Source organism: Geothermobacter hydrogeniphilus (assembly GCF_002093115.1).
Classification (GTDB): domain Bacteria; phylum Desulfobacterota; class Desulfuromonadia; order Desulfuromonadales; family Geothermobacteraceae; genus Geothermobacter_A; species Geothermobacter_A hydrogeniphilus.
In genome coordinates this window covers 113,059-131,988 of record NZ_NAAD01000010.1, presented here as the reverse complement: position 1 = coordinate 131,988, position 18,930 = coordinate 113,059, and the positions used below count along the sequence as shown (strand labels likewise).

18 protein-coding genes are annotated in these 18,930 nt (G+C 59.4%); 12 read left to right on the top strand and 6 right to left on the bottom strand.

The genetic code is table 11. The features are described 5' to 3' along the window. Window positions 1–59: 59 nt before the first annotated feature. Entirely contained in the window at window positions 60–1,145 is a 1,086-nt protein-coding gene (locus B5V00_RS09415) for an NAD(P)H-dependent flavin oxidoreductase (RefSeq protein WP_085010528.1), read from the top strand. A gap of 210 nt (window positions 1,146–1,355) precedes the next feature. On the opposite strand, the gene B5V00_RS09410 is transcribed toward B5V00_RS09415, so the two are convergent. Beyond that, window positions 1,356–3,482 (bottom strand): 3'-5' exonuclease, encoded by a 2,127-nt coding sequence (locus tag B5V00_RS09410; RefSeq protein WP_172399692.1) that lies wholly within the window; start codon window positions 3,480–3,482, stop codon window positions 1,356–1,358. A gap of 476 nt (window positions 3,483–3,958) precedes the next feature. Between B5V00_RS09410 and B5V00_RS09405 the strand changes: the two genes are divergently transcribed. The 4 genes from B5V00_RS09405 (at window position 3,959) to B5V00_RS09390 (ending at window position 7,551) form a co-directional block, all read left to right on the top strand. Further along, window positions 3,959–5,071 carry a radical SAM/SPASM domain-containing protein gene (locus B5V00_RS09405; RefSeq protein ID WP_085010544.1) on the top strand — a complete coding sequence of 371 codons (1,113 nt, stop codon included), beginning with the start codon at window positions 3,959–3,961 and terminating at the stop codon, window positions 5,069–5,071. Between the two features lie 107 nt (window positions 5,072–5,178). After that, on the top strand, window positions 5,179–6,204 hold the full coding sequence (gene hemE / locus B5V00_RS09400) for a uroporphyrinogen decarboxylase (RefSeq protein ID WP_085010526.1): 1,026 nt from the start codon (window positions 5,179–5,181) through the stop codon (window positions 6,202–6,204). A 202-nt stretch (window positions 6,205–6,406) separates the two neighbouring features. Continuing rightward, window positions 6,407–7,375, top strand: a complete 969-nt coding sequence (gene hemH / locus B5V00_RS09395; RefSeq protein ID WP_085010525.1) for a ferrochelatase — start codon at window positions 6,407–6,409, stop codon at window positions 7,373–7,375. Then, window positions 7,372–7,551 carry a hypothetical protein gene (locus tag B5V00_RS09390; protein WP_085010524.1) on the top strand — a complete coding sequence of 60 codons (180 nt, stop codon included), beginning with the start codon at window positions 7,372–7,374 and terminating at the stop codon, window positions 7,549–7,551. The genes hemH and B5V00_RS09390 overlap by 4 nt, the downstream gene beginning before the upstream one ends. 17 nt (window positions 7,552–7,568) lie before the next feature. Here the strand turns inward: B5V00_RS09390 and B5V00_RS09385 are convergent, their stop codons facing one another. After that, window positions 7,569–8,450, bottom strand: a complete 882-nt coding sequence (locus B5V00_RS09385) for a DnaJ C-terminal domain-containing protein (protein WP_085010523.1) — start codon at window positions 8,448–8,450, stop codon at window positions 7,569–7,571. A gap of 537 nt (window positions 8,451–8,987) precedes the next feature. On the opposite strand from B5V00_RS09385, the gene B5V00_RS09375 reads away from it, so the two are divergent. Next, window positions 8,988–9,503: a hypothetical protein gene (locus B5V00_RS09375; protein WP_085010521.1), complete on the top strand. Its 516-nt coding sequence runs from the start codon at window positions 8,988–8,990 to the stop codon at window positions 9,501–9,503. A gap of 94 nt (window positions 9,504–9,597) precedes the next feature. Further along, window positions 9,598–10,632: a hypothetical protein gene (locus tag B5V00_RS09370; RefSeq protein WP_085010520.1), complete on the top strand. Its 1,035-nt coding sequence runs from the start codon at window positions 9,598–9,600 to the stop codon at window positions 10,630–10,632. Here the strand turns inward: B5V00_RS09370 and uvrC are convergent, their stop codons facing one another. After that, the gene (gene uvrC / locus B5V00_RS09365) at window positions 10,633–12,486 is read right to left on the bottom strand and encodes an excinuclease ABC subunit UvrC (RefSeq protein WP_085010519.1); all 1,854 of its coding nucleotides are present in this window, start codon (window positions 12,484–12,486) and stop codon (window positions 10,633–10,635) included. A gap of 203 nt (window positions 12,487–12,689) precedes the next feature. Between uvrC and B5V00_RS09360 the strand changes: the two genes are divergently transcribed. The 5 genes from B5V00_RS09360 (at window position 12,690) to B5V00_RS09340 (ending at window position 16,660) form a co-directional block, all read left to right on the top strand. Next, window positions 12,690–13,550, top strand: coding sequence for a hypothetical protein (locus B5V00_RS09360; protein WP_085010518.1), 861 nt, complete (start codon window positions 12,690–12,692; stop codon window positions 13,548–13,550). Between the two features lie 141 nt (window positions 13,551–13,691). Next, complete coding sequence (locus B5V00_RS09355) at window positions 13,692–14,216, top strand: Crp/Fnr family transcriptional regulator (protein ID WP_172399691.1); 525 nt, start codon at window positions 13,692–13,694, stop codon at window positions 14,214–14,216. A 7-nt stretch (window positions 14,217–14,223) separates the two neighbouring features. Then, window positions 14,224–15,348 carry an AI-2E family transporter gene (locus B5V00_RS09350; protein ID WP_245803941.1) on the top strand — a complete coding sequence of 375 codons (1,125 nt, stop codon included), beginning with the start codon at window positions 14,224–14,226 and terminating at the stop codon, window positions 15,346–15,348. A 44-nt stretch (window positions 15,349–15,392) separates the two neighbouring features. Continuing rightward, on the top strand, window positions 15,393–15,929 hold the full coding sequence (locus tag B5V00_RS09345; protein ID WP_085010516.1) for a hypothetical protein: 537 nt from the start codon (window positions 15,393–15,395) through the stop codon (window positions 15,927–15,929). Between the two features lie 320 nt (window positions 15,930–16,249). After that, window positions 16,250–16,660 carry a YkgJ family cysteine cluster protein gene (locus B5V00_RS09340; protein ID WP_085010515.1) on the top strand — a complete coding sequence of 137 codons (411 nt, stop codon included), beginning with the start codon at window positions 16,250–16,252 and terminating at the stop codon, window positions 16,658–16,660. Window positions 16,661–16,682: 22 nt separating this feature from the next. Here the strand turns inward: B5V00_RS09340 and B5V00_RS09335 are convergent, their stop codons facing one another. From B5V00_RS09335 to efp, 3 genes are all read right to left on the bottom strand, one after another. Continuing rightward, complete coding sequence (locus tag B5V00_RS09335; RefSeq protein WP_085010514.1) at window positions 16,683–17,207, bottom strand: GAF domain-containing protein; 525 nt, start codon at window positions 17,205–17,207, stop codon at window positions 16,683–16,685. A gap of 191 nt (window positions 17,208–17,398) precedes the next feature. Further along, window positions 17,399–18,310 carry an EF-P lysine aminoacylase GenX gene (locus tag B5V00_RS09330; RefSeq protein ID WP_085010513.1) on the bottom strand — a complete coding sequence of 304 codons (912 nt, stop codon included), beginning with the start codon at window positions 18,308–18,310 and terminating at the stop codon, window positions 17,399–17,401. Between the two features lie 2 nt (window positions 18,311–18,312). Then, entirely contained in the window at window positions 18,313–18,876 is a 564-nt protein-coding gene (gene efp, locus B5V00_RS09325) for an elongation factor P (RefSeq protein WP_085010512.1), read from the bottom strand. Window positions 18,877–18,930: the final 54 nt, after the last annotated feature.

Genomic DNA, 18,930 nt, shown 5'->3' with positions numbered 1-18,930 from the left:
TTTATCTTGAAAAGTAAGATCAATCACCGATTTCACGCGATTCAACCAAGGAGAGTCTCATGTTGCCAGCTTTGACCATCGGAAAACACCAGGTTCCGTTTCCCCTGATCCAGGGGGGTATGGGGGTGCGTATTTCCGGCGCCTGCCTGGCCGGCCACGTGGCGCGTTGTGGCGGAGTCGGTCTGATCGCCTCGGCCGGGATTGCCCTGAACAGCCGGTTCTATGACGGCAGCAACTACCTGGCCGCCGACACGTTGGCCCTCAAGGAAGAGATTCGCAAAGCCTACGAGATTGCCCCGGACGGGGTTGTCGGGGTCAACTGCATGGTCGCCGTCAGCGATTATGACGCGTTGATTCAAGCCTCCTGCGAAGCGGGCGCGAAAGTCATTGTCAGTGGCGCCGGGTTGCCGCTCAACCTGCCGGGACTGACGGCCGATTACCCGGACGTCGCCCTGGTGCCGATTGTCTCCTCGGTCAAGGCGGCCGACCTGATCGTGCGTAAGTGGCTCAAGGGTTACGACCGGTTGCCCGATGCGGTGATCGTCGAGGATCCGGATACCGCCGGTGGTCATCTCGGCGCCAAGCCGGAGGATATCGGCAACGGCAGCTATGATCAGATGGCCACGGTGCGCGGTGTCAAGGAGCTGTTTCTTTCCCGTTACGGGGCCGATGTGCCGGTGATCACCGCCGGTGGCGTCTGGGACCGCAACGATTTTCTCCGGGCTATGGAGCAGGGTGCCGACGGGGTGCAGATGGGCACCCGTTTCGTCACCACCGAGGAGTGTGATGCCGACCCGGCTTTCAAACAGGCCTATCTCGACTGCCGCCAGGAAGATATCGGCCTGCTGATGTCCCCGGCCGGACTCCCCGGGCGGGCCTTGACAGCCAATGTCGCGGCGGTGGAAGAACGGGAAAAGCGCCTCGCCACCCGCTGCCCTTCGGGTTGCCTGAAGAAGTGCAGCTACAAGGTCAACCAGGAACGCTTCTGCATCGTTCACGCCCTCGACCGCGCCCAGCGCGGCGATGTCGAAACCGGGCTGATCTTCTGCGGCACCAACGCCTGGAAGGCCGACCGCATCGAGACCGTGCAGGAGATTTTCAACGAGTTGTTCGATCTGGAAAGCGAAGAAGTCGTTAACCAGTAAATCCAGACTCAGTTCCGAAATATCAACCACAAAAGCCCCGCCGGCAACTGCCGGCGGGGCTTTTATCATAAACCTGAACGCGCTGTTGAAGACGACTCAAAAGTGCCTGGATGCAAGGCGCCTCGCGACCGAGGAGTGAGGTGCAGCGGCAGCTGCTCCGCAGCGATGAGGCCGGAGCAAAACGCTGCAGGCGGATGCTTATCGGCCGCCTCAGAACTTAAGTTTGTTGAAGGGGGATGCTGCCGACGCCATCAACACCTCCTCCAGGGTGTTGATGCCCTTTGATTCGAGCAGGGCGATCAGCTTGACCAGTACCTCGGCGGTGACCAGCGCGTCGCCGAGGGCGGTGTGGCGGCCGACGATGGGGATGCCGAAGCGCTTGGCGATGGCGTCGAGGTTGTGGTCGTCCTGGTGGGGGCTGGCGACCCAGGAGAGGAGCAGGGTGTCGATGACCGGGTGGTCGAATTTGAGGCCGGTCAGTTCCTCTTTCATCTGCAGGAATTTCATATCAAAGGCGGCGTTGTGGGCGACCAGCACCGAGCCTTCACAGAAGTGATGAAATTGCGGCAGCACCGTTTCGATGGTCGGCTGGCCCCGCAGCATCTCCGGCTGGATACCGTGGATGGCAATCGAGGTCTGCGGCAGGTGACGCCTGGGATCCACCAGCTGGTCGATGGTTTCGTCGTAGAGAATTCGCCCGTTGACGATGCGCACGGCGCCGATCTGGATAATCTCGTCTCCCTCCGAGGGGGCGAGCCCGGTGGTTTCGGTGTCGAAGACCACGTAGGTCAGCTTGCGCAGCTCCATCTGTCCCATTTCCTGCCAGCCGGGCTGGTGAAACAGGTCGAATTCGTAATAGATCGGCCGGTGTTCGGGGCCGTTCTGTTTTTCGAAATGGGTTTCCGGGTCGGCCTTGGAGAGGGTGACCATAACCCCTTCGCACAGCTCTGCATCAGCAGGGATCGGTTCCACCCGACCGCCGGCGCGTTCAATAACTTCCACGACCGAGACCATTCGATCGCGGGCGTCGCGGATCAGCGGACGGCGTTGCCAGCGTTTGATTTCCCGGATGTCGAGATGACATCCCGACCAGTGGATTTCAAGGGCGGCGAACTGCTCGTTGAAGTCCCTGATCCTGATTTCGATGGCGGCCAGGTCGTGATGCTCCTGCAACTGCCCGGTGAGCTGGGAGATCCCCTGCAGAACGGTGTAGCTGCCGGTACGCAGCCAGAGATCGGCAACCGCTTCGCCTTTGACCGGCATGTGGAGCCGTTCTCGCATATGTCTGCGAATCAGTTCGAGCAGGTCAGTGGCGAGAATATTCTCGGTCTTGCTCGGCGCGATCAGGTGCCTGGAATATTCCTCCTTGGCATAGAGTAGTTGTTCTTCCAGCGCCTCGGAGGCCCGGTCAATAATCTGTCGTTGATTGTTCAACTCGTCGGGCGACATGTCTGACGCGTTGAGGATGGTCGAGATGGCGGTGCGAATTTCACCTGTTGAGTAGCGCATCGCCTCGGTCAGGGTCTGGAACAGGGCGTCGCGCTGCAGTTCGGCGGAAAGCTGGCCGGTCATGTCCTCCATGGCCAGCACAAAGCCGGAAATACGGACCTGGTCGGTGCGTTCATCGAAAACCGGGGCCATGTTGACTCGCAGGCTGAGGCCGTCATGCACAGTCATGACGAAATGGGTGGTCGGGTTTTTCTGGCCATTGCGAACCGCGTTCTGCAGGACATCCAGTCCATGAATGATCGGCTCGCGGTCGAGGACGGCAAAGACCGAACGACCGAGTCCGACCAGTTTGTCGGGCTGCTGAAGCAGTTTCTGCGCCTGGGTGTTGTAGAGCAGTACCAGTCCGTCGGTGTTGCAGACCAGGACGCCGTTGGGCAGTTCGGACATCAGCGCCGCCAGCCGATTGCGTTCCGCGTGCAGCTCGGCCCGGGCCTTGTCGATCTGTTCCTTGACCTCGGTCTGCAGCTTTTGGTAAGCCTCGGCCGATTCATTGATGACATGGGCCAGTTGAACAACTTCCTTGGCCCCTTTCGGTTCGATGCGGTGTTCCGGGTTGGCGATGGAGATCAGCTTGGTCTCCTCGCCGAGTCGCAAAATCGGGATGATGTAGAAATGAAACAGCAGGCTGACCAGCCCGCCGATAATCAGGCAGAGGATGATCGCGCCGAGGATCGGGTAGGGGATCAGTTTGTCGGAAAGACTTTCAAAGTAATGCTGCTCCTGCCCGCTGAGGTGATACCAGGAGGCGAGAAAACTGCCGAGGATGATGGTGAACAGGATCAGGACGACGGCCAGCAGAAACAGCCAGTATTTGACAATCGGTTTCATATCGCTCAGGGCTCGGTGGCACCGTGGAAGTGTCCGGTTTCTATCGGCAACGAACGCTTCCGTATCAATCAGTTCGGAAGTTATCGGCCGGTCGGCTGCAAAACAATGTTTGCGATCATACACCCGCCGTGCCCTGTTGACAATCCTGCTCCGCCAGTCTCCTCGACGACTGAAAAGCACTCGTCTGCTGCGTTGTCTGCGTCCCTTGTCGCTGCGGATCAGTTGCCGCTGCACCTCACTCCCCGGGGCGCAAGGCGCCCTGCATCCGGGCACTTTTGAGTCATCTTCAACGGCGCGTTCAGAAAGCAATAACCCCAAACCCTGACCAAACGCCTGGGACCGCTTCATCCTTGTCTGCCGACAGGCGCTGGTGTATGATCAAAATTCATGCCGGAAAGGTGCCGCACGGGGATTTCGGTCTGTCCCGTCCCTGCTTCGCCGCCATTTCAGGTGTCAGTCCGATCAAAGGAGATTGCATGAGTACTCAGGAAGAAAAATTCATCCCCAAGTGGATCGCCTGGGAAACCACCCAGCGCTGCAACCTGAACTGTGTGCACTGTCGCTGTTCATCCGACATGAGCGCGGCGGCCGGGGATTTCGATACGGATGAGGCCAAGAAGCTGATTGATGATATCTGCGAGGTTTCCAGGCCGGTGATGGTTCTTTCCGGTGGGGAGCCGTTGCTGCGGAAGGATATTTTCGAGATCGCCCGTTACGGCACCGAGAAGGGGCTGCGCATGTGCATGGCCACCAATGGTGTGCTGATTACCGACGAGGTCTGCCGGCAGATGAAGGAGGCCGATATCAAGATGGTCTCCCTCTCGCTCGATGGTTCGACCGCCGAGATCCATGATAACTTCCGTAACTGCAGGGGGGCCTTCGAGGGGACCATCCGCGGTGCCGAGATCCTGAAGCGCAACGGCATCAAGTTCCTGGTCAACTCCTCCTTCACCAAGCGCAACCAGCAGGACATCGGCAATACCTTCAAGCTGGCCAAGAGTCTCGGTGCCACCGCCTGGTACATGTTCATGATCGTGCCGACCGGACGGGGCGAGGAGATCATGAGTGAACTGATCTCAGCCGAAGATTACGAAGAGATTCTCGCCTGGCACTACGAGCAGGAGAAGCATGAGGACGAGATTCTCATGCGGCCCACCTGCGCCCCCCATTACTACCGGATTGTTCCGCAGATGGCCAAGGCCGAAGGGGTTGATTTCAAACGTCGCAGCCTGACCTTTTCGACCGGCGGCGGCAAGGGCTGCATTGCCGCCCAGACCATCTGCCTGATCGATTGCTTCGGCAATCTCAAGCCCTGCTCCTATTTCCATTCCTCGGTCGGCAACGTCAAACAGATTCCCTTCAAGGACCTCTGGTTCAATGCCAAAACCTTCAAGGATCTGCGTGATTTCGCCAGCTACAAGGGCAAGTGCGGGGAGTGCGAGTTCATCAATGCCTGCGGCGGTTGCCGCGCCAGGGCCGATGCCGTCTATGGCGACTACATGGAAGAGGAGCCGTTCTGCAACTATATCCCCGCCCGCACCCGCGAGCGGCTGGAGAAGGAAACGGCGGAGAACGCACCGCGGGATTAATCATTGTCGGGGCGCTGCTTGCCGCGCCCCGTTTACGGATGAAAAAGAAGGGCGCGGCAAGCAGCGCCCCTACAAAATTCATAAATTTACCAGGAGGCAACAAGCCCATGTCCCAGGATTATACCTTCCTTAAAGCATGCCGCGGTGAAAAGACCGACTATACTCCCGTCTGGATGATGCGTCAGGCGGGGCGTTTTCTGCCCCAGTACCGCGAGGTGCGTTCCAAGGTCAGTTTTCTGGAACTCTGCAAGACGCCGGAACTGGCTGCCGAGGTGACCATTCAGCCGATCGACTACCTCGACGCCGATGCGGCAATTCTCTTCTCTGACATCCTGACGCCGGTGGAGCCGATGGGCATGAAGCTCGATTTCGTTCCCGGTCCGGTGTTCGAGAACCCGGTGCGGACCCAGGCTGATATCGATGCCCTGCGGATTCCCGAGATGCAGCAGGATGTCCCTTATGTCTACGAGACCATCCGGATCCTGCGTCGCGCGTTCGAAGGCCGGGTGCCGCTGATCGGTTTCGGCGGGGCGCCCTTCACCCTGGCCTGCTACATGGTCGAAGGCAAGGGAAGCAAGGATTTCGCCCAGATCAAGCGGATGATGTACGGCGCTCCCGAACTCTACGCCCAGTTGATGGAAAAGGTCACCGAGATGGATCGCCTCTATCTCAACGAACAGGTCGCGGCCGGCGCCCAGGCGATCCAGATCTTCGACACCTGGGGCGGCATCGTCTCACCCCTTGATTATGAAAAATACGTTCTGCCCTACACCCGGAAGCTGATCGAAGGGCTCGACAAGAGTGTGCCGATCATTCATTTCGTCAAGGGTTCCGGCACCATGCTTGACAAGGTCAGGCTGGCCGGTTCCGACGTGGTCGGGCTCGACTGGCACGTCAACCTCGGTGCCGCCCGTGACATCCTCGGTACCGACATCGCGGTGCAGGGCAACCTCGACCCGACGGTGCTGTATGCGCCGAAGGAGCACATCCGTCGCGAGGTGCAGCGGATTCTGGATGAAAACGGCGGCCGCCCGGGGCATATCTTCAACCTCGGTCACGGCATTCTGCCGACGGTTGATCCGGAGCATGCGAAGTACATGGTCGAGTGTGTCCATGAATTAAGTGGCAAGTAGGGGACTTCTAAGGCGGCCACCAAGACACCAAGGTCACCAAGAAGACCTGGAGTCCCAGCTTCTGGAGTCCTGGAAGGGGAATCGTTCTGATCTCTTGCTGTTTTTTTCAGTTTTTTGTCTTTGATCTTTTTTGGTGCCCTTGGCGTCTTGAGCGAGCAGAGTGAGCGGGTGGCGAAAAGGGTTTCTGAAGTGGTGAATAAAGATGTCTGACAAACTCGGACTGGTTCTGCTCAACATGGGAGGGCCCGACTCGCCGGCGGCGGTCGAGCCCTTTCTCTATAACCTGTTCAGTGACCGGGAGCTGATCCGGCTGCCGGGCGGCGGGCTGCTGCAGAAACCGTTCGCGAAGCTGATCTCCCATTTCCGCAGTCGCCATGTGCGGCTCAATTACCAGGATATCGGTGGTTCTTCGCCGCTGCGTGACTGGACCGAAAAGCAGGCGGCGGGCATTGCCGTCCGACTGTCCGGCGAGGTGATCCCCTATGTCGCCATGCGCTACTGGCACCCCTTTGCCGACGAGACACTGGCACGGATGAAGGCTGACGGCGTGACGCGGGCCGTGGTGCTGTCCATGTACCCGCATTATACCGGCGCGACCTCCGGCAGTAGCGTCAATGATTTTCGTCGTCGGGCGGCCCAACTCTATCCCGAGCTGACGTTTTCGGTCATCGAGCAGTGGTATGATTGGCCGGGCTATCTCGATGCCCTGGCCGCCCGGATCAGGGAGGGGCTGGCCCAGTTTCATGAACTGTTGCGCGATGAGGTGCGCATCCTCTTTTCCGCCCACGCCCTGCCGCAGAAGTTCATCGACCGCGGTGACCCGTATCTCCGGCAGGTGACGGCAACGGTCGAGGGGGTCATGCAGCGTGTCGCCCATCCGCACTGGACGATCGCTTTCCAGAGTCGCAGTGGACCGGTCAGGTGGATGGAACCGGATACGGTCGACGTGATCAGGAAGCTGGGGGAGGAGGGGCACAATGCCCTGCTGATGGTGCCGATCTCCTTTGTCTCCGACCATATCGAGACCCTGCACGAGATTGATATCCAGTATCGGGATCTGGCCTTCGAGGTCGGCATCCAGAACTACCGGCGCGCGCCGAGTCTCAATGACGGGGCGGACTTTCTTGCCGCCATGGCAGGCCTGGTGAACAGACACCTGGAGGGGCTGTGAAGGTCTGCAAGGTCTGTCGGCAGGAGTTCGATCCCACGCTGGCGGGCGGGACTGCCGCCGAGGAGATGGGGGCCTTTCTGGCGAAGGAAATGTACGCCGATGCCGGGGAACTCTGTCCCCGCTGTCTTGAGAACCGTGGTAGGCTGGCAATGATGTACATGCGGGACATGGACTGACCCGGCCTTTTTGATCCTCAGATCCCTTTTGCCCGCAACTCCTCCAGCAGCCGGCGTTGTTCTTTGTCCAGCTCCTTCGGCACACTGATCACCACCACCGCGTAGAGATCGCCGTTACTTCCCGTACGGCGCGGTACGCCGAATCCCTTGAGTCTGATCTTGCTTCCCCCCTGGGTGCCCGGCCTGATCTTGACCCGCTTGCTGCCCTCCAGGGTCGGAATGTCGAGGCTGGTGCCGAGACAGGCGCCGGTGAAGGGGACCGGGACCTCGACATAGAGATCATCCCCCTCGCGACGGAAGAGCGGATCGGGGTCGATGTGGATTTCCAGCAGCAGGTCGCCGCGAGGGCCGCCGGGACTGTGACCGCCCTTGCCGGCCACGCGCAGGCGCTGGCCGTCTTCGACCCCGGCCGGGATGCGGACCTGAATCTGCTCGACCCCCTGGTCGCCGCGATAGTCGATGCGGCGTTCTCCGCCCTTGACCGCCAGCCGGAAAGGGATGGAGAGCTGCATGACATAGTCCTGCCCGCGTCGCGGTCCACGCGGCCGGCCACGGTGAAAGCCGTTCTGTCGACCGCCGCCGAAGAGATGACTGAACAGGTCTTCACCACCGCCGAAATCACGGAAAATATCACCGAAATCGAAGTCGCGGAAAATATCTTCCTGGCTGAAGCGCTGGTGAAAGGCGGCATCCCCGAACTGGTCGTACTGCTGTTTCTTCTCCGGATCGGAAAGGACCGCGTAGGCTTCGGAAATATCCTTGAACCGTTCCTCGGCCTGTTTGTCGCCGGGGTTCTTGTCAGGGTGATATTTCAGGGCCAGTTTGCGATAGGCCTTCTTGATCTGGTCGGCATCAGCGCCCCTGGCGAGACCGAGGGTGGCGTAATAGTCTTTGCCCATTGATTTCGTTCCTTGAGAGTTTTTTCGCAGACAATATAGGTATCGACCGGACGATCGTCAAGGTAAGGGATTTTGACAGTTCGTGAATCGTCCGGGTATAAAAAAGTGTTTTTTATTCTTTTTGAATTGTGATTTTTCCTTTTTCAGGTGGGACTGCCGCTGTCGGCAGATGGTTCGGAATGCGGAACTTTCGTAGTTACCCCTCTGCGGGGGGGCAATTTCAGGAACTTTTTCCGGCCCGTTCGCGGGATGAATTCGCACCGGGTCTGCCGGTCAGGAACCTTGATGCCGGTACCGGCGTCGAAGTTGTCGTCGGTGACTGCTCTTTCAGGGCGTTCGTGGTGGATGCCGGTGACGCCGTTCCGACGGGAGCTTTGGCTCCTTTGTCAAGCGAATCCCTTTCTTTTGCCGGTTTTCCGATTGTCATAGACTGATCCGGTGGCCTGATTCCGGGTTGCCGCTCCCTTTTTTATTTCCCCCCAGGTGTGTCCTCTTCAGTCTTCATTGTGGTAAACTTGGCCACTGAAAGGAGATTTCATGGCCAAGGATAAAGCGGGTAGCGGCCTGGTCAGCGGGATCTTTCTGACCCACCTGATCCTGTTGATGCATGGCCTGGTGATCATCATGCTGGCGCTGCTGGTGGTGTTCTTTCGCGGCGTGGTCAGCTACATGCCCTGGCTGGTTGGCGGCGGGGTGTTGCTGATCCTCTTTTCCGCCTGGTATGTCTGGCGTCGGATCCGTCGCAGCCGGCGCGATCTGAAGGATCTGCTCAACAGTCCGCTACTGCAGGACCGGGCCGTCGAAATCAGCTTTCTGGGCGGGGTCGCTTCCCTGCGTCTCGGGCAGCCGGGCAGTGCCGGTGGACAGTTGCCGGTGCTGGAAGCTCCGGTTGTCGAGTCGACTGCCCGGCTTGAAGACCCTGAAGCGCAGCGGTTGCGTGAATTGTCACGCCTGGTGAAATTGCGCGAGGCCGGGCATATCAGCGATGCCGAATATGATATGCTGAAAGCGGGCTTGTTCCAGACCGGCAATGATGTCGGCATGAGCCACTAAAATTTTTCGTTCAGGAGGTCGAAGAGAACAGACCGGCAACAGTCGGTCTGTCAGCAGTCATCATCGGCGATGATGGGACTGCGGGAGGGGGAAAATGAACGCTGACACCGTAACATCCGACCGCCGGTCTTTTTTCGGGCCGGTCCTCAGGCGCTTTGTTCTCAGTCTGCTGTTTCTGTTTGGTTTGCCGTCGGCTCCGAATGCCACCCGTCTGACAGCCATCCCGGCTCTTCCTGAGACGGGTTCCTACCGGCTGGACCTTCTTGCCGACAGTGCATCCGACCTGTTCGCTCTCGGTATCAATCAGGATGGCCGCGTTGTCGGCCGCTATCATGTTGCCGGACGCCCGATGGGTGTTTTCGTCTGGGACGGCACGCTGCTGCGAAAGTTCGCCGGCGCCGCCCGCCCGACCGCTATTGCCGCGGACGGCAGGGTTCTCGGTTGGCATGGTCCGGTCCACCGGGCCCGGCCGATGTATCTCGATGCAACCGGTCGTGATTTGCCTCTGCCCTTTGTGTTCGGTCGTACTCTCAGGACCAATCTTGTCGGGCAGCTTGCCGCGGTAGCCACGGGTTCCGGTGATGAACGGCTGGTTCTTGTTGACGGTAACCGGGCACGGATTCTTGCCCGGGCGAAACGCTTCCGGGTTGGAGGAATAACCGATGACGGCGATCTGGCTTACGCGCTGAAAACCGGCGCGAACTGGAAATCCTACCTGCTTCGGCCCACTGGTCAGCATCTCGATCTCGGTGACCTGGGCGGGGGCGAAACCCTGGTGAAAGGAATGAACGCTGCCGGTGTGGTGGTCGGCGTGTCGCGACTGGCGGACGGCAGTCGCCATGCTTTTCTCTGGGATCAGGGCCGGATGCGGGATCTCGGAACCCTGGGTGGGCGGTACAGCCAGGCGCTGGCAATCAACAGTCGCGGCCAGGTGGTCGGTTGGAGTCATGATGCTGATGGCCGTCGACACAGCGTACTCTGGCAGAACGGTCGAATTTACGATCTGGAGCCGCTGCTCGGTGTGGGAAGCGTGATTGTCGGTCTCAATGACCAGGGGCAGCTTGTCGGCTGGAGACCGGCTTCTCAGGGACGTTGGCAGGCGCTGGTGGCAACCCCGAAAGCATCCTGATCAAGGTTTCGGGGTGGTTTCCAGAGCCCTGAGGACGCGTGCCGCCAGTTCTTTCGGCAGACCGGGGACCGCTTCCAGTTCAGCCAGTCCGGCAGAGCGGATTTTTTTCAGGCTGCCGAAGTGCTTCAGCAGCAGTTTGCGGCGTGCCGGGCCGATTCCGGGGATTTCTTCCAGTTGCGAGTGGAGAGTTGTCCTTCCGCGCAGTTTGCGGTGATATTCAATGGCAAAGCGATGTGCTTCGTCCCGCAGTCGCTGCAGCAGAAAAAGTTCCGCCGACCCCTGACGCAGGATAACCGGATTTTTCCGGCCGGGCCGAAAAAAACGCTCTTCACTTCGTTCCACCGCATTGCCCCTGACATTGGCCATGACCCGGCTCTTGGCCATGCCGATCAGGTCGAGCCGTTCTTCCAGCCCGAGCGTCCTGACCACCTCTCTGATCCTTCCCAGTTGCCCTTTACCCCCATCGATCAACAGACAGTCGGGCAGATCATCATCCTCGAGGCCCCGGCTCAGCCGCCGTTGCAGAACTTCGGCGAGAGAGGCAAAATCATCACTGCCGGTGACGGTGCGGATGCGAAAACGGCGGTACTGTTGCGGGGCCGGTTCAGCGTCGATAATCACCGCCATGCTGCCGACTGACTGCCGGCCCTGGAAGTTGGAGATGTCGAAACATTCGATGCGGCGCGGCAGGCGTCGCAGTTGCAGCCGTTGTTGCAGGGTTTCCAGCAACCGGAGTCTGTTTTCATGCTGCCGGCTTCTCTCTCGGCGATTTTCCTCCGCGTTGCGGTTGGCCATCAGCACCAGGTCGCGGCCGCCGCCGCGTTGCGGTGCCAGCAGTTCGACCCTCCTGCCGCGTTTCTCCCGCAGCCATTCGGCGATGGTCCGGTGCGCGTCGGGGAGAAAAGGAAGGAGAATCTGGTCGGGGACCAGCAGGTCCCGGTGGTAGAATTCCTGTAGAAACGATGCCAGCAGTTCATTTTCGTCAAGGCGCCATTCCAGGTTGTAGTTGCGGCGTCCGATCAGTTTCCCCCCGCGGATGAAGAGGATGCTGATCTCCACTTCACCGCCATCGCGATGCAGACCGAAAACATCCTGGTCACGATCGGTGGCGGACACCACTTTCTGTTTCTCCACGGTCGCCTCGATAGCCCTGATCTGATCCCGCAAGCGGGCTGCTTCTTCGAAACGCAGCGCTGCACTCGCAGCCTGCATGCGTTGTTTCAGTTCGGCCACAACCTCTGTCTCGCGGCCGCTCAGCAGGGCGATGACGCCGTCGACCAGACGCTGATAGGCATCCCTGTCGATCAGCCCGTGGCAGGGCGCCGAACACTGGCCGATCTGGTGGAACAGGCAGGGACGGCCGCGTTTCCGACAGCGCTGCAGGGGGTAGTGCCGCAGAGGGAAGATACGGTAGATTTCTTTCAGAGTTTGACGTACGGCGGACGAAGAGGCATAGGGACCGAAATAACGGGCGCCGTCTTTTTTAACTTTGCGGGTGATCTGCAGCCCCGGGAATTCTTCGCGCGGGTCGATGCGCAGTGAGACATAGGTCTTGTCATCACGCAGGTTGATGTTGTAGCGCGGCCGGTATTTCTTGATCAGGGTATTTTCCAGGATCAGGGCTTCCTTGTCGGTGTCGGTGACAATCACCTCGATGTCCTGGACGCGGGTCAGCAGAAAACGGATGTGCGCCCGCCCGTCGCCGGTGGCTGAGAAGTAGCTGCGCAGGCGGTTGCGCAGGTTGACCGCCTTGCCGACGTAGAGAACTTCGCCATTGTTTTTTTTCATCAGGTAGACACCCGGCGTGGTCGGGAATGTCCGGGCGTCAAAACTGAAGGGAGATGTTTCTGGCATGGGGTCCGATCCGGCTGATGACAAATCGACGTTAGCGGCGCCGGTGCATGCTGTCAAGAGAATCCAGGGTACGTGATTTCAGCTTGTTGTCAGCTTTGGTTCGGTTATAATAACAAATGGTCAAGTCTGGTTGAATGTGATCTGCAGGGTTGTGTGCTGCCCGTTGCGGGTTGTCGTTTTTCTTCTGTCTGAGGAGGTCCCGGGTGAAAAGCCTGCTGCTGTTGCCTGTTTTGTTGCTGCTCGCCCTGCCCGCCCTGGCTGATGAACTGCAGTCGGTTGAAATGGTCGCACGGGCGTATGCCAAAAAACAGCCGGCCCTGGAAAACTACCAGGTGACCATTCAGACTGATCAGATCGCCCGGATGATTGAGCGTATGACCGCCAACCTGCCGGTTGACGCCCCCCGTCCCGAATCCCCGGTGGTTCGCAAGTACTGGCAGCGCAATACCGGTAAAAGCCTTTTTCGGGCCGAGGGGCCGAATGTGTTCCCCTACATGCAGGAGATGGTTCAGCGCTTTTCCCGTGATTTCGCCCTGGAACTCTACAGTTTTCTGCTGCCGGCCGGTCGTTCCGCAGACCGGGCCGCTTTCGCCGCCCGGGCCGAGGTCAAGGTTGCCGACAATGACCTTGCCGGCGTCAAACTGCAGACCACGACCCTTAAGTTCAAGACCCCGGTTGACCTCAAGGGAGCGTTTTTTGCCGATGGACTGGGGTTGCCCCAGCGGCAGGTTACCCGCCTGGTGATCGACGTCAATCCCGAACAGGAAATCTTAACCCGTCTTGAATTGACCCAGGTTGACGGTCAGGTGTTGACCCTGGAGGTTCGTTATCGTGAAGTGCCCGCCGGGCAGCTGCCGGAAGAGTTCATGCTGACTTCGCTGGACGGTCGGGTCGACACGCGTTTTGCCACCAGGTTTGAACTGGTGGACGATATCTGGCTGCCGGCAAGCCAGGAGCGGATTGTTCTCCATGATGGCAGAAAAGAGGTCGTCAAGGTCGATTTTGTTGATTACCGGGTCAATGTCGATTTCCCCAGGGACATACGCAAACTGCTGGCTCCCTGATGATGCCCTGAATCAACTCTGTACTCACTTGCCCGGCATTTCCCTGCGGTCCCTGGGGATGTGAAACGGAGATTTTGCAGTGCTCCCCGGTCGGAGTCCTGTTATAGTCCCCAGGTTGTTGTTATTGATATGGAGGGATTTGTGAGTCCGCTTTGGAGCAATATTTTTCGCCAGAAACCCGAAGAAGAATCACTGGCCTATTTTCTCGGTACCCTGCCGCTGTTCAGCGACATGACCGAGCGTGAACTCGAGCGTCTCGAAGCGTTGGTCCATGTGCGTGAATATGACGCCGGTGAGACGGTCTTCAGCGAGGGAGATCCGGGTTCGGGACTCTACATTGTGCGGACCGGCCGGGTACGGATTTCTTCCCGCAGCAATCAGGGCCGGGAGATTGAACTGGCCGTCCTTGCCTCGGGGGATTTCTTCGGTGAGACGACCCTCGCGTCGCCGGCGATGCGGGTGGCTTCGGCCCGGACACTGGAGAAGGCGCAGCTGGTGGGTCTTTTTCGGGCCGACCTGCTTGAAACCGTGCAGAAGAATCCGGCCATGGCCAACAAGCTTCTGCTCGGCCTGACCCGGGTCATGAGTGAGCGGCTGCACGCCGCAGGTCAGGAGTTGATGCGGTTGCAGCAGGTCGGATCGACCGCTCCGACGGAAGAGGAATGAGGCCGCCATGCCGGAACAACTGTCACTGACCCGTACCCAGCTGCTGTTGATTTATCTTGTCCTGACGGCAGGCATCGCCAGCGGACTGGCCCTGTTCACGTCCGCTTCCCGGATTACCGAACTGCTGCATGTCGCAACCACCGGCATTGTTCTGCCGGTGTTGTTGTCGCTGGTGCTGGCGTTTCTGCTCGAACCGCTGGTGCGCCGTTTTGAACGCGGGCCGTTCAACCGGACCGCCAGCATCTTCCTGGTTTCCCTGCTGACCGCGATCCTGGTCTATCTCGCCGGACGCTGGCTGAGTCCGCATTGGCTGGCGATGTGGGGTTCACTGCGGACCGATCTGCCGCGTTATCTGGCTCGCGGAATCGAATTGCTCAACCAGTTTGAGGTGCGTCTCAACGAATATTTCCCCTTCGTGTCCGGGCTCGACCTGCCGGGGCGCGGCCGGGTTCTGGCTGAACACCTGTTCAATGAAATACTGTCGCACACCACCGGTTCGGCGCTCCGGCTCGGCAGCCTGATGCTGCTGGTGCCCCTGTTCACCTTCTTTTTCCTGCGTGACGGGCAGAAGATCATCCGTTTTTCGGTCAGTCTGGCGCCCAATCGTTATTATGAAATGGCCCACGACCTGTCCTATCTGATCAGTCGCCAGCTGAGCCATTTTGTCCGTGGCCGCATTCTCGAAGCGGTCATTGTCGGAATCGTGGTCGGGTTCGGCCTCTCCTTCACCGATATCCGCTACGCTCCCCTGTTGGGGCTGTTCGCCGGTGTGACCAACCTGGTTCCCTACCTGGGGCCGATTGTCGGCATGATCCCGGGGATCCTGATCGCGCTGGTCGACCTCGGCATGGGGGGGCAGTTCTGGTGGATCCTGGCGACCTATCTGCTGATCGGGCAGATCATCCTCGACAACTTTATTCTCATCCCGATTCTCATCTCCCATGTTTCCAACCTGCATCCGTTATGGGTGATTATCGCCATCATCATGGGGGGCAAGCTCTATGGAGTCCTCGGCATGATTATCGGGGTTCCGGTTGCCAGCATCATCAAGATCATCATCATCGAAATCCGTTACTACCGCCGGACGTTTGCCCTGCCATTGGCCAGCCAGGACGGCGAACTGCCGGGTTGATTCCGTTCGGAAAAAGATTGTTGCCAGCCATATTCGGAGGGGGAATGAAAAGAAAATTTTGCGGCCTGCTGGTTGCGGGCCTGGTGCTGATGCTGCTGCCGAAGTACGCCCCGGCCGAGGAGCTGGCGCAGTTCAATCTGGCGCTGTTCGGTTACCGGATCGGCATGAGTTTCGATGAGGCGAGCGCGGTCAGGCCCTTTGCGCGGATTGAAGACAATCCGCAACGGCCCGGGGAATTCTGCGGCATTATTGACCATCTCTGGGTCGATGATATTGAAGTCGGGCTCCAGGTCTGTTTTGTCGACGATCGGATCTACAAGGTAGTCGGCAAATTTTCTCCGGCCCTGGTGGAGGATCTGGTCTCGCGACTCAGACCGGTATTGGGCAAGGGGGCTGATGAGTCAGTCCTGCTGCAGCCCCCCAATGGCGGGCAGATCAGCAACCGAGTGCAGAAATGGCGATTTCCGGGGATGTGGGTGGTTCTGATCGGATCATCGGTCAACACGCGATTTGCCACCCTGAGCCTGGTGGCGAGGCCGGATGCCGGAACGATCTCCCCCGGAGAAGAGGGAGCTTCCTGAAAATATTTTTACTTCAAACCTGAATCAGGTTTAAACCCAAATCCACCAGCAATTTCGGGATTCGGCTGTCGTTACGGGTGAATCTGCTTTATTGCCGTCACCGCTTCGGTGCTCGACGTAGCGCGGCTGCGTCTGCGCCCGAAACGGCGCGGCGCCGCGCATCTTCATCCGTCTCGTCACCCTCGTTCCGCAAAACAGCCGGTGGATTTGGGTTAAAGTCCCGCCCTTGCAGCGGGACTTTTTTTCTGCTACTGTCCGCAACCGTTGCGCGGCCTCCGCCTGGCTTGTCTCTCACTGCTTCAGGTCCTCTTTTCTCCTCGATGAAAAAAGCACGTCGCCAGAAAAAAACCACCAGGCCGGTCTGCCCGGAGACCCCGGATACCTGGATCAGATATTATGGTCGCTTGTGTGACAGCTGCAGTGCCGGCTGTTGCCGTCTGGAGGTCGAGGTCGATGTTGCCGACCTGGTGAGAATGGGGCTGATCGATGACTTCGATGCCGGGACTTCTGCCAAGTTGCTGGCAAGGCGGCTGCGTAAGGAAGGGGTGATCGAGCACTTCAATCACAAACGCGGGATCTTCAGTCTGACCCGGCGGGCCAACGCCGATTGTATCTACCTGCATCCACGGACACGGCGCTGCACCATTTACGAAAAACGTCCCGCGACCTGCCGCAACCATCCCCGCATCGGGCCCCGTCCCGGTTACTGCGCCTATCGGCAGCGGACCTGAACGGCTGGCGTGCAATAACGGATCAGAGTGCTTCGCCGATTACCGAAGCCAGTTCCACCAGGGCATTCGCCGCCTGATCGTCGAAATCGGCGAGTTCGTCCCCTTCTTCCCCTTTACGTGAAATCTGGATGACGCCGCGCACCTCGCCGGCAACCACCATCGGCACGCTGATGATTTTCTGAATCGGCTTGGGACGGTCGGCAATGCCGTCCTTGAGGCGGATCTTTTCAAAGAAGGAAGCGTGGTGGACCGAAGCGAAAGTGTTGTTGAGGAAGACACGGCCCTCACGGGCAGTGCGCGCCGCCAGGGAGTCGAGGGAGGAGTAGGGGATAAAGCCGATCTGGCGGAACCGTTTCGGCCAGAGAAAGTGCAGTACCGTTTTGCGCTCATCGAGCAGGAACAGGGCGACTTCATCTTCAGCGACCCGCAGCTGTCGGCTGAGGGCGGCCACGGCAACCGCGCTGCGGCTGTCGAGATCATCCTGCTCAGCCAGTTGCTGTCGCAGTTCGGTGCAGAGTTCGCTCACTGAGTCGGGATAATCACTCATGATGCCTCCAGGAACGTTGATCTAGTGTCCCGTGCGGTTAATCCTGTCTTCTAATTCAGGCCCTTTTGGCCGCGGTCTGCGTTTCGCCTCCTCGGCTTAACTCAGGCTAGGCCTGCGTCGGCGTGCCTTGACCGCAACCAAAATGACTCAGAATTAATTGACACAACTAACCGCACGGGACACTAGCCAGTTTACAGGTCCTCGGGAGGAAACGCCACCACTTCGGCGATATCCTCTTTATCTGTCAGCAGCATCACCAGCCGGTCAATGCCGAGGGCGATGCCGGCGGCTGATTCGAGCCGGCCGAGTTCACGCAGAAACCGGGTCGGTACCGGGTAGGGCGGTTTGCCGGCCTGTCGTCGGGCCTCTTCTTCCGCAGCGAAACGGCGAACCTGCTCGACCGGGTCACAGAGTTCGGAAAAGCCATTGGCCAGTTCGATGCCGGCGACATAGAGCTCGAAGCGTTCCGCCCAGCGGGGATCGTCCGGCTTGCGGCGCGCCAGGGCGCCGAGGGGGAGAGGATAGTCGCAGAGCAGGGTCGGCGTCTCAAGGCCGAGGCAGGGTTCGACCTTTTCCACCAGCAGCTGGTCGAAACGGTCCTGCTCCAGGGCTTCCAGGCAACTGCAGCCGGCATAGCGTCGAAACGCCTCATCAACGGTGAGCCGCTGCCATTCGGAAGACAGGTCGATTTCCCGTCCCTGCCACTGCAGTCGTCCACCCGGGACCAGATGACTCAGCAGCTTCCGGCAGTCCTCCATCAGGGCATGGTAGTCGGCACCGCCCCGGTACCATTCCAGCAGGGTGAACTCGGGCAGATGACGGCGCCCCCGCTCTCCCTGCCGCCAGCAGCGGCTGATCTGGAACAGTCGTGGACAGCCGGCGGCCAGCAGACGTTTCATGCAGAGTTCCGGTGAGGTCTGTAGAAACCAGGGGCCGGAGGGTTCGGCGTCGATATGCATCTCCGGGGCATTGCCCGGCAGGCGCTGCGGGGTTTCGACTTCGAGAAAGTCGTCGGTGATGAAAAAGGCCCGGATCGCCTGTAGGATCCGGGCCCTCTGCATCAGGGTCTGCTGTTTGCGGGCCAGGGCCACGCTGAAATCCATTGTCACTCCTTGACCCGGGTGACGTATTCGCCGGTGCGGGTGTCGATCTGGATCAGGGTGCCTTCCTCGACAAAGGAGGGGACCTGCAGGGTGTAGCCGGATTCGACCGTGGCCGGCTTGTTGTTGCCGGCGGCGGTGTCCCCCTTGACCCAGGGGTCGGATTGGGTAACCCGCAGGTTGACGAAGTTCGGCAGGGTGACGCCGATGCCGCGTTCACCGAACATCAGCACCTTGACTTCCATGTTGTCGATCAGGAAATAGCGATCGTCGCCGAGAACCTCCTCGGCGATGGTGGTCTGGTCGTAGGTTTTCTGGTCCATGAAGACATAGCCGTTGTCATCCTGGTAGAGGTACTGCATGTCGCGCTCGACCAGGTTGGCCGGTTCGAAACTCTCTCCGGAGCGGTAGGTGCGGTCGAAGAGGGCGCCGGTCAGCATGTTGCGCAACTTGCATTTGTAGAGGGCCTGCCCCTTGCCGGGCTTGGTGAAGTCGAACTGGGCGATGACATGCGGCTCGCCGTCGATGAGGATCTTCAGTCCTTTTTTCAGATCGGAACAGGTGTACATGAACAAACTCCTTGGGCGGTATTCTTCTTCCGGGAGCCGGCCGAAAGGCCGGCC

What these genes read in the sequence shown, in the direction of transcription:
- B5V00_RS09415 (WP_085010528.1), top strand. Translation starts at nt 60, where the DNA reads ATGTTGCCAGCTTTGACCATCGGAAAACACCAGGTTCCGTTTCCCCTG.
- B5V00_RS09410 (WP_172399692.1), bottom strand. Translation starts at nt 3,482, where the DNA reads ATGAAACCGATTGTCAAATACTGGCTGTTTCTGCTGGCCGTCGTCCTG.
- B5V00_RS09405 (WP_085010544.1), top strand. Translation starts at nt 3,959, where the DNA reads ATGAGTACTCAGGAAGAAAAATTCATCCCCAAGTGGATCGCCTGGGAA.
- hemE (WP_085010526.1), top strand. Translation starts at nt 5,179, where the DNA reads ATGTCCCAGGATTATACCTTCCTTAAAGCATGCCGCGGTGAAAAGACC.
- hemH (WP_085010525.1), top strand. Translation starts at nt 6,407, where the DNA reads ATGTCTGACAAACTCGGACTGGTTCTGCTCAACATGGGAGGGCCCGAC.
- B5V00_RS09385 (WP_085010523.1), bottom strand. Translation starts at nt 8,450, where the DNA reads ATGGGCAAAGACTATTACGCCACCCTCGGTCTCGCCAGGGGCGCTGAT.
- B5V00_RS09375 (WP_085010521.1), top strand. Translation starts at nt 8,988, where the DNA reads ATGGCCAAGGATAAAGCGGGTAGCGGCCTGGTCAGCGGGATCTTTCTG.
- B5V00_RS09370 (WP_085010520.1), top strand. Translation starts at nt 9,598, where the DNA reads ATGAACGCTGACACCGTAACATCCGACCGCCGGTCTTTTTTCGGGCCG.
- uvrC (WP_085010519.1), bottom strand. Translation starts at nt 12,486, where the DNA reads ATGCCAGAAACATCTCCCTTCAGTTTTGACGCCCGGACATTCCCGACC.
- B5V00_RS09350 (WP_245803941.1), top strand. Translation starts at nt 14,224, where the DNA reads ATGCCGGAACAACTGTCACTGACCCGTACCCAGCTGCTGTTGATTTAT.
- B5V00_RS09345 (WP_085010516.1), top strand. Translation starts at nt 15,393, where the DNA reads ATGAAAAGAAAATTTTGCGGCCTGCTGGTTGCGGGCCTGGTGCTGATG.
- B5V00_RS09340 (WP_085010515.1), top strand. Translation starts at nt 16,250, where the DNA reads ATGAAAAAAGCACGTCGCCAGAAAAAAACCACCAGGCCGGTCTGCCCG.
- B5V00_RS09335 (WP_085010514.1), bottom strand. Translation starts at nt 17,207, where the DNA reads ATGAGTGATTATCCCGACTCAGTGAGCGAACTCTGCACCGAACTGCGA.
- B5V00_RS09330 (WP_085010513.1), bottom strand. Translation starts at nt 18,310, where the DNA reads ATGGATTTCAGCGTGGCCCTGGCCCGCAAACAGCAGACCCTGATGCAG.
- efp (WP_085010512.1), bottom strand. Translation starts at nt 18,876, where the DNA reads ATGTACACCTGTTCCGATCTGAAAAAAGGACTGAAGATCCTCATCGAC.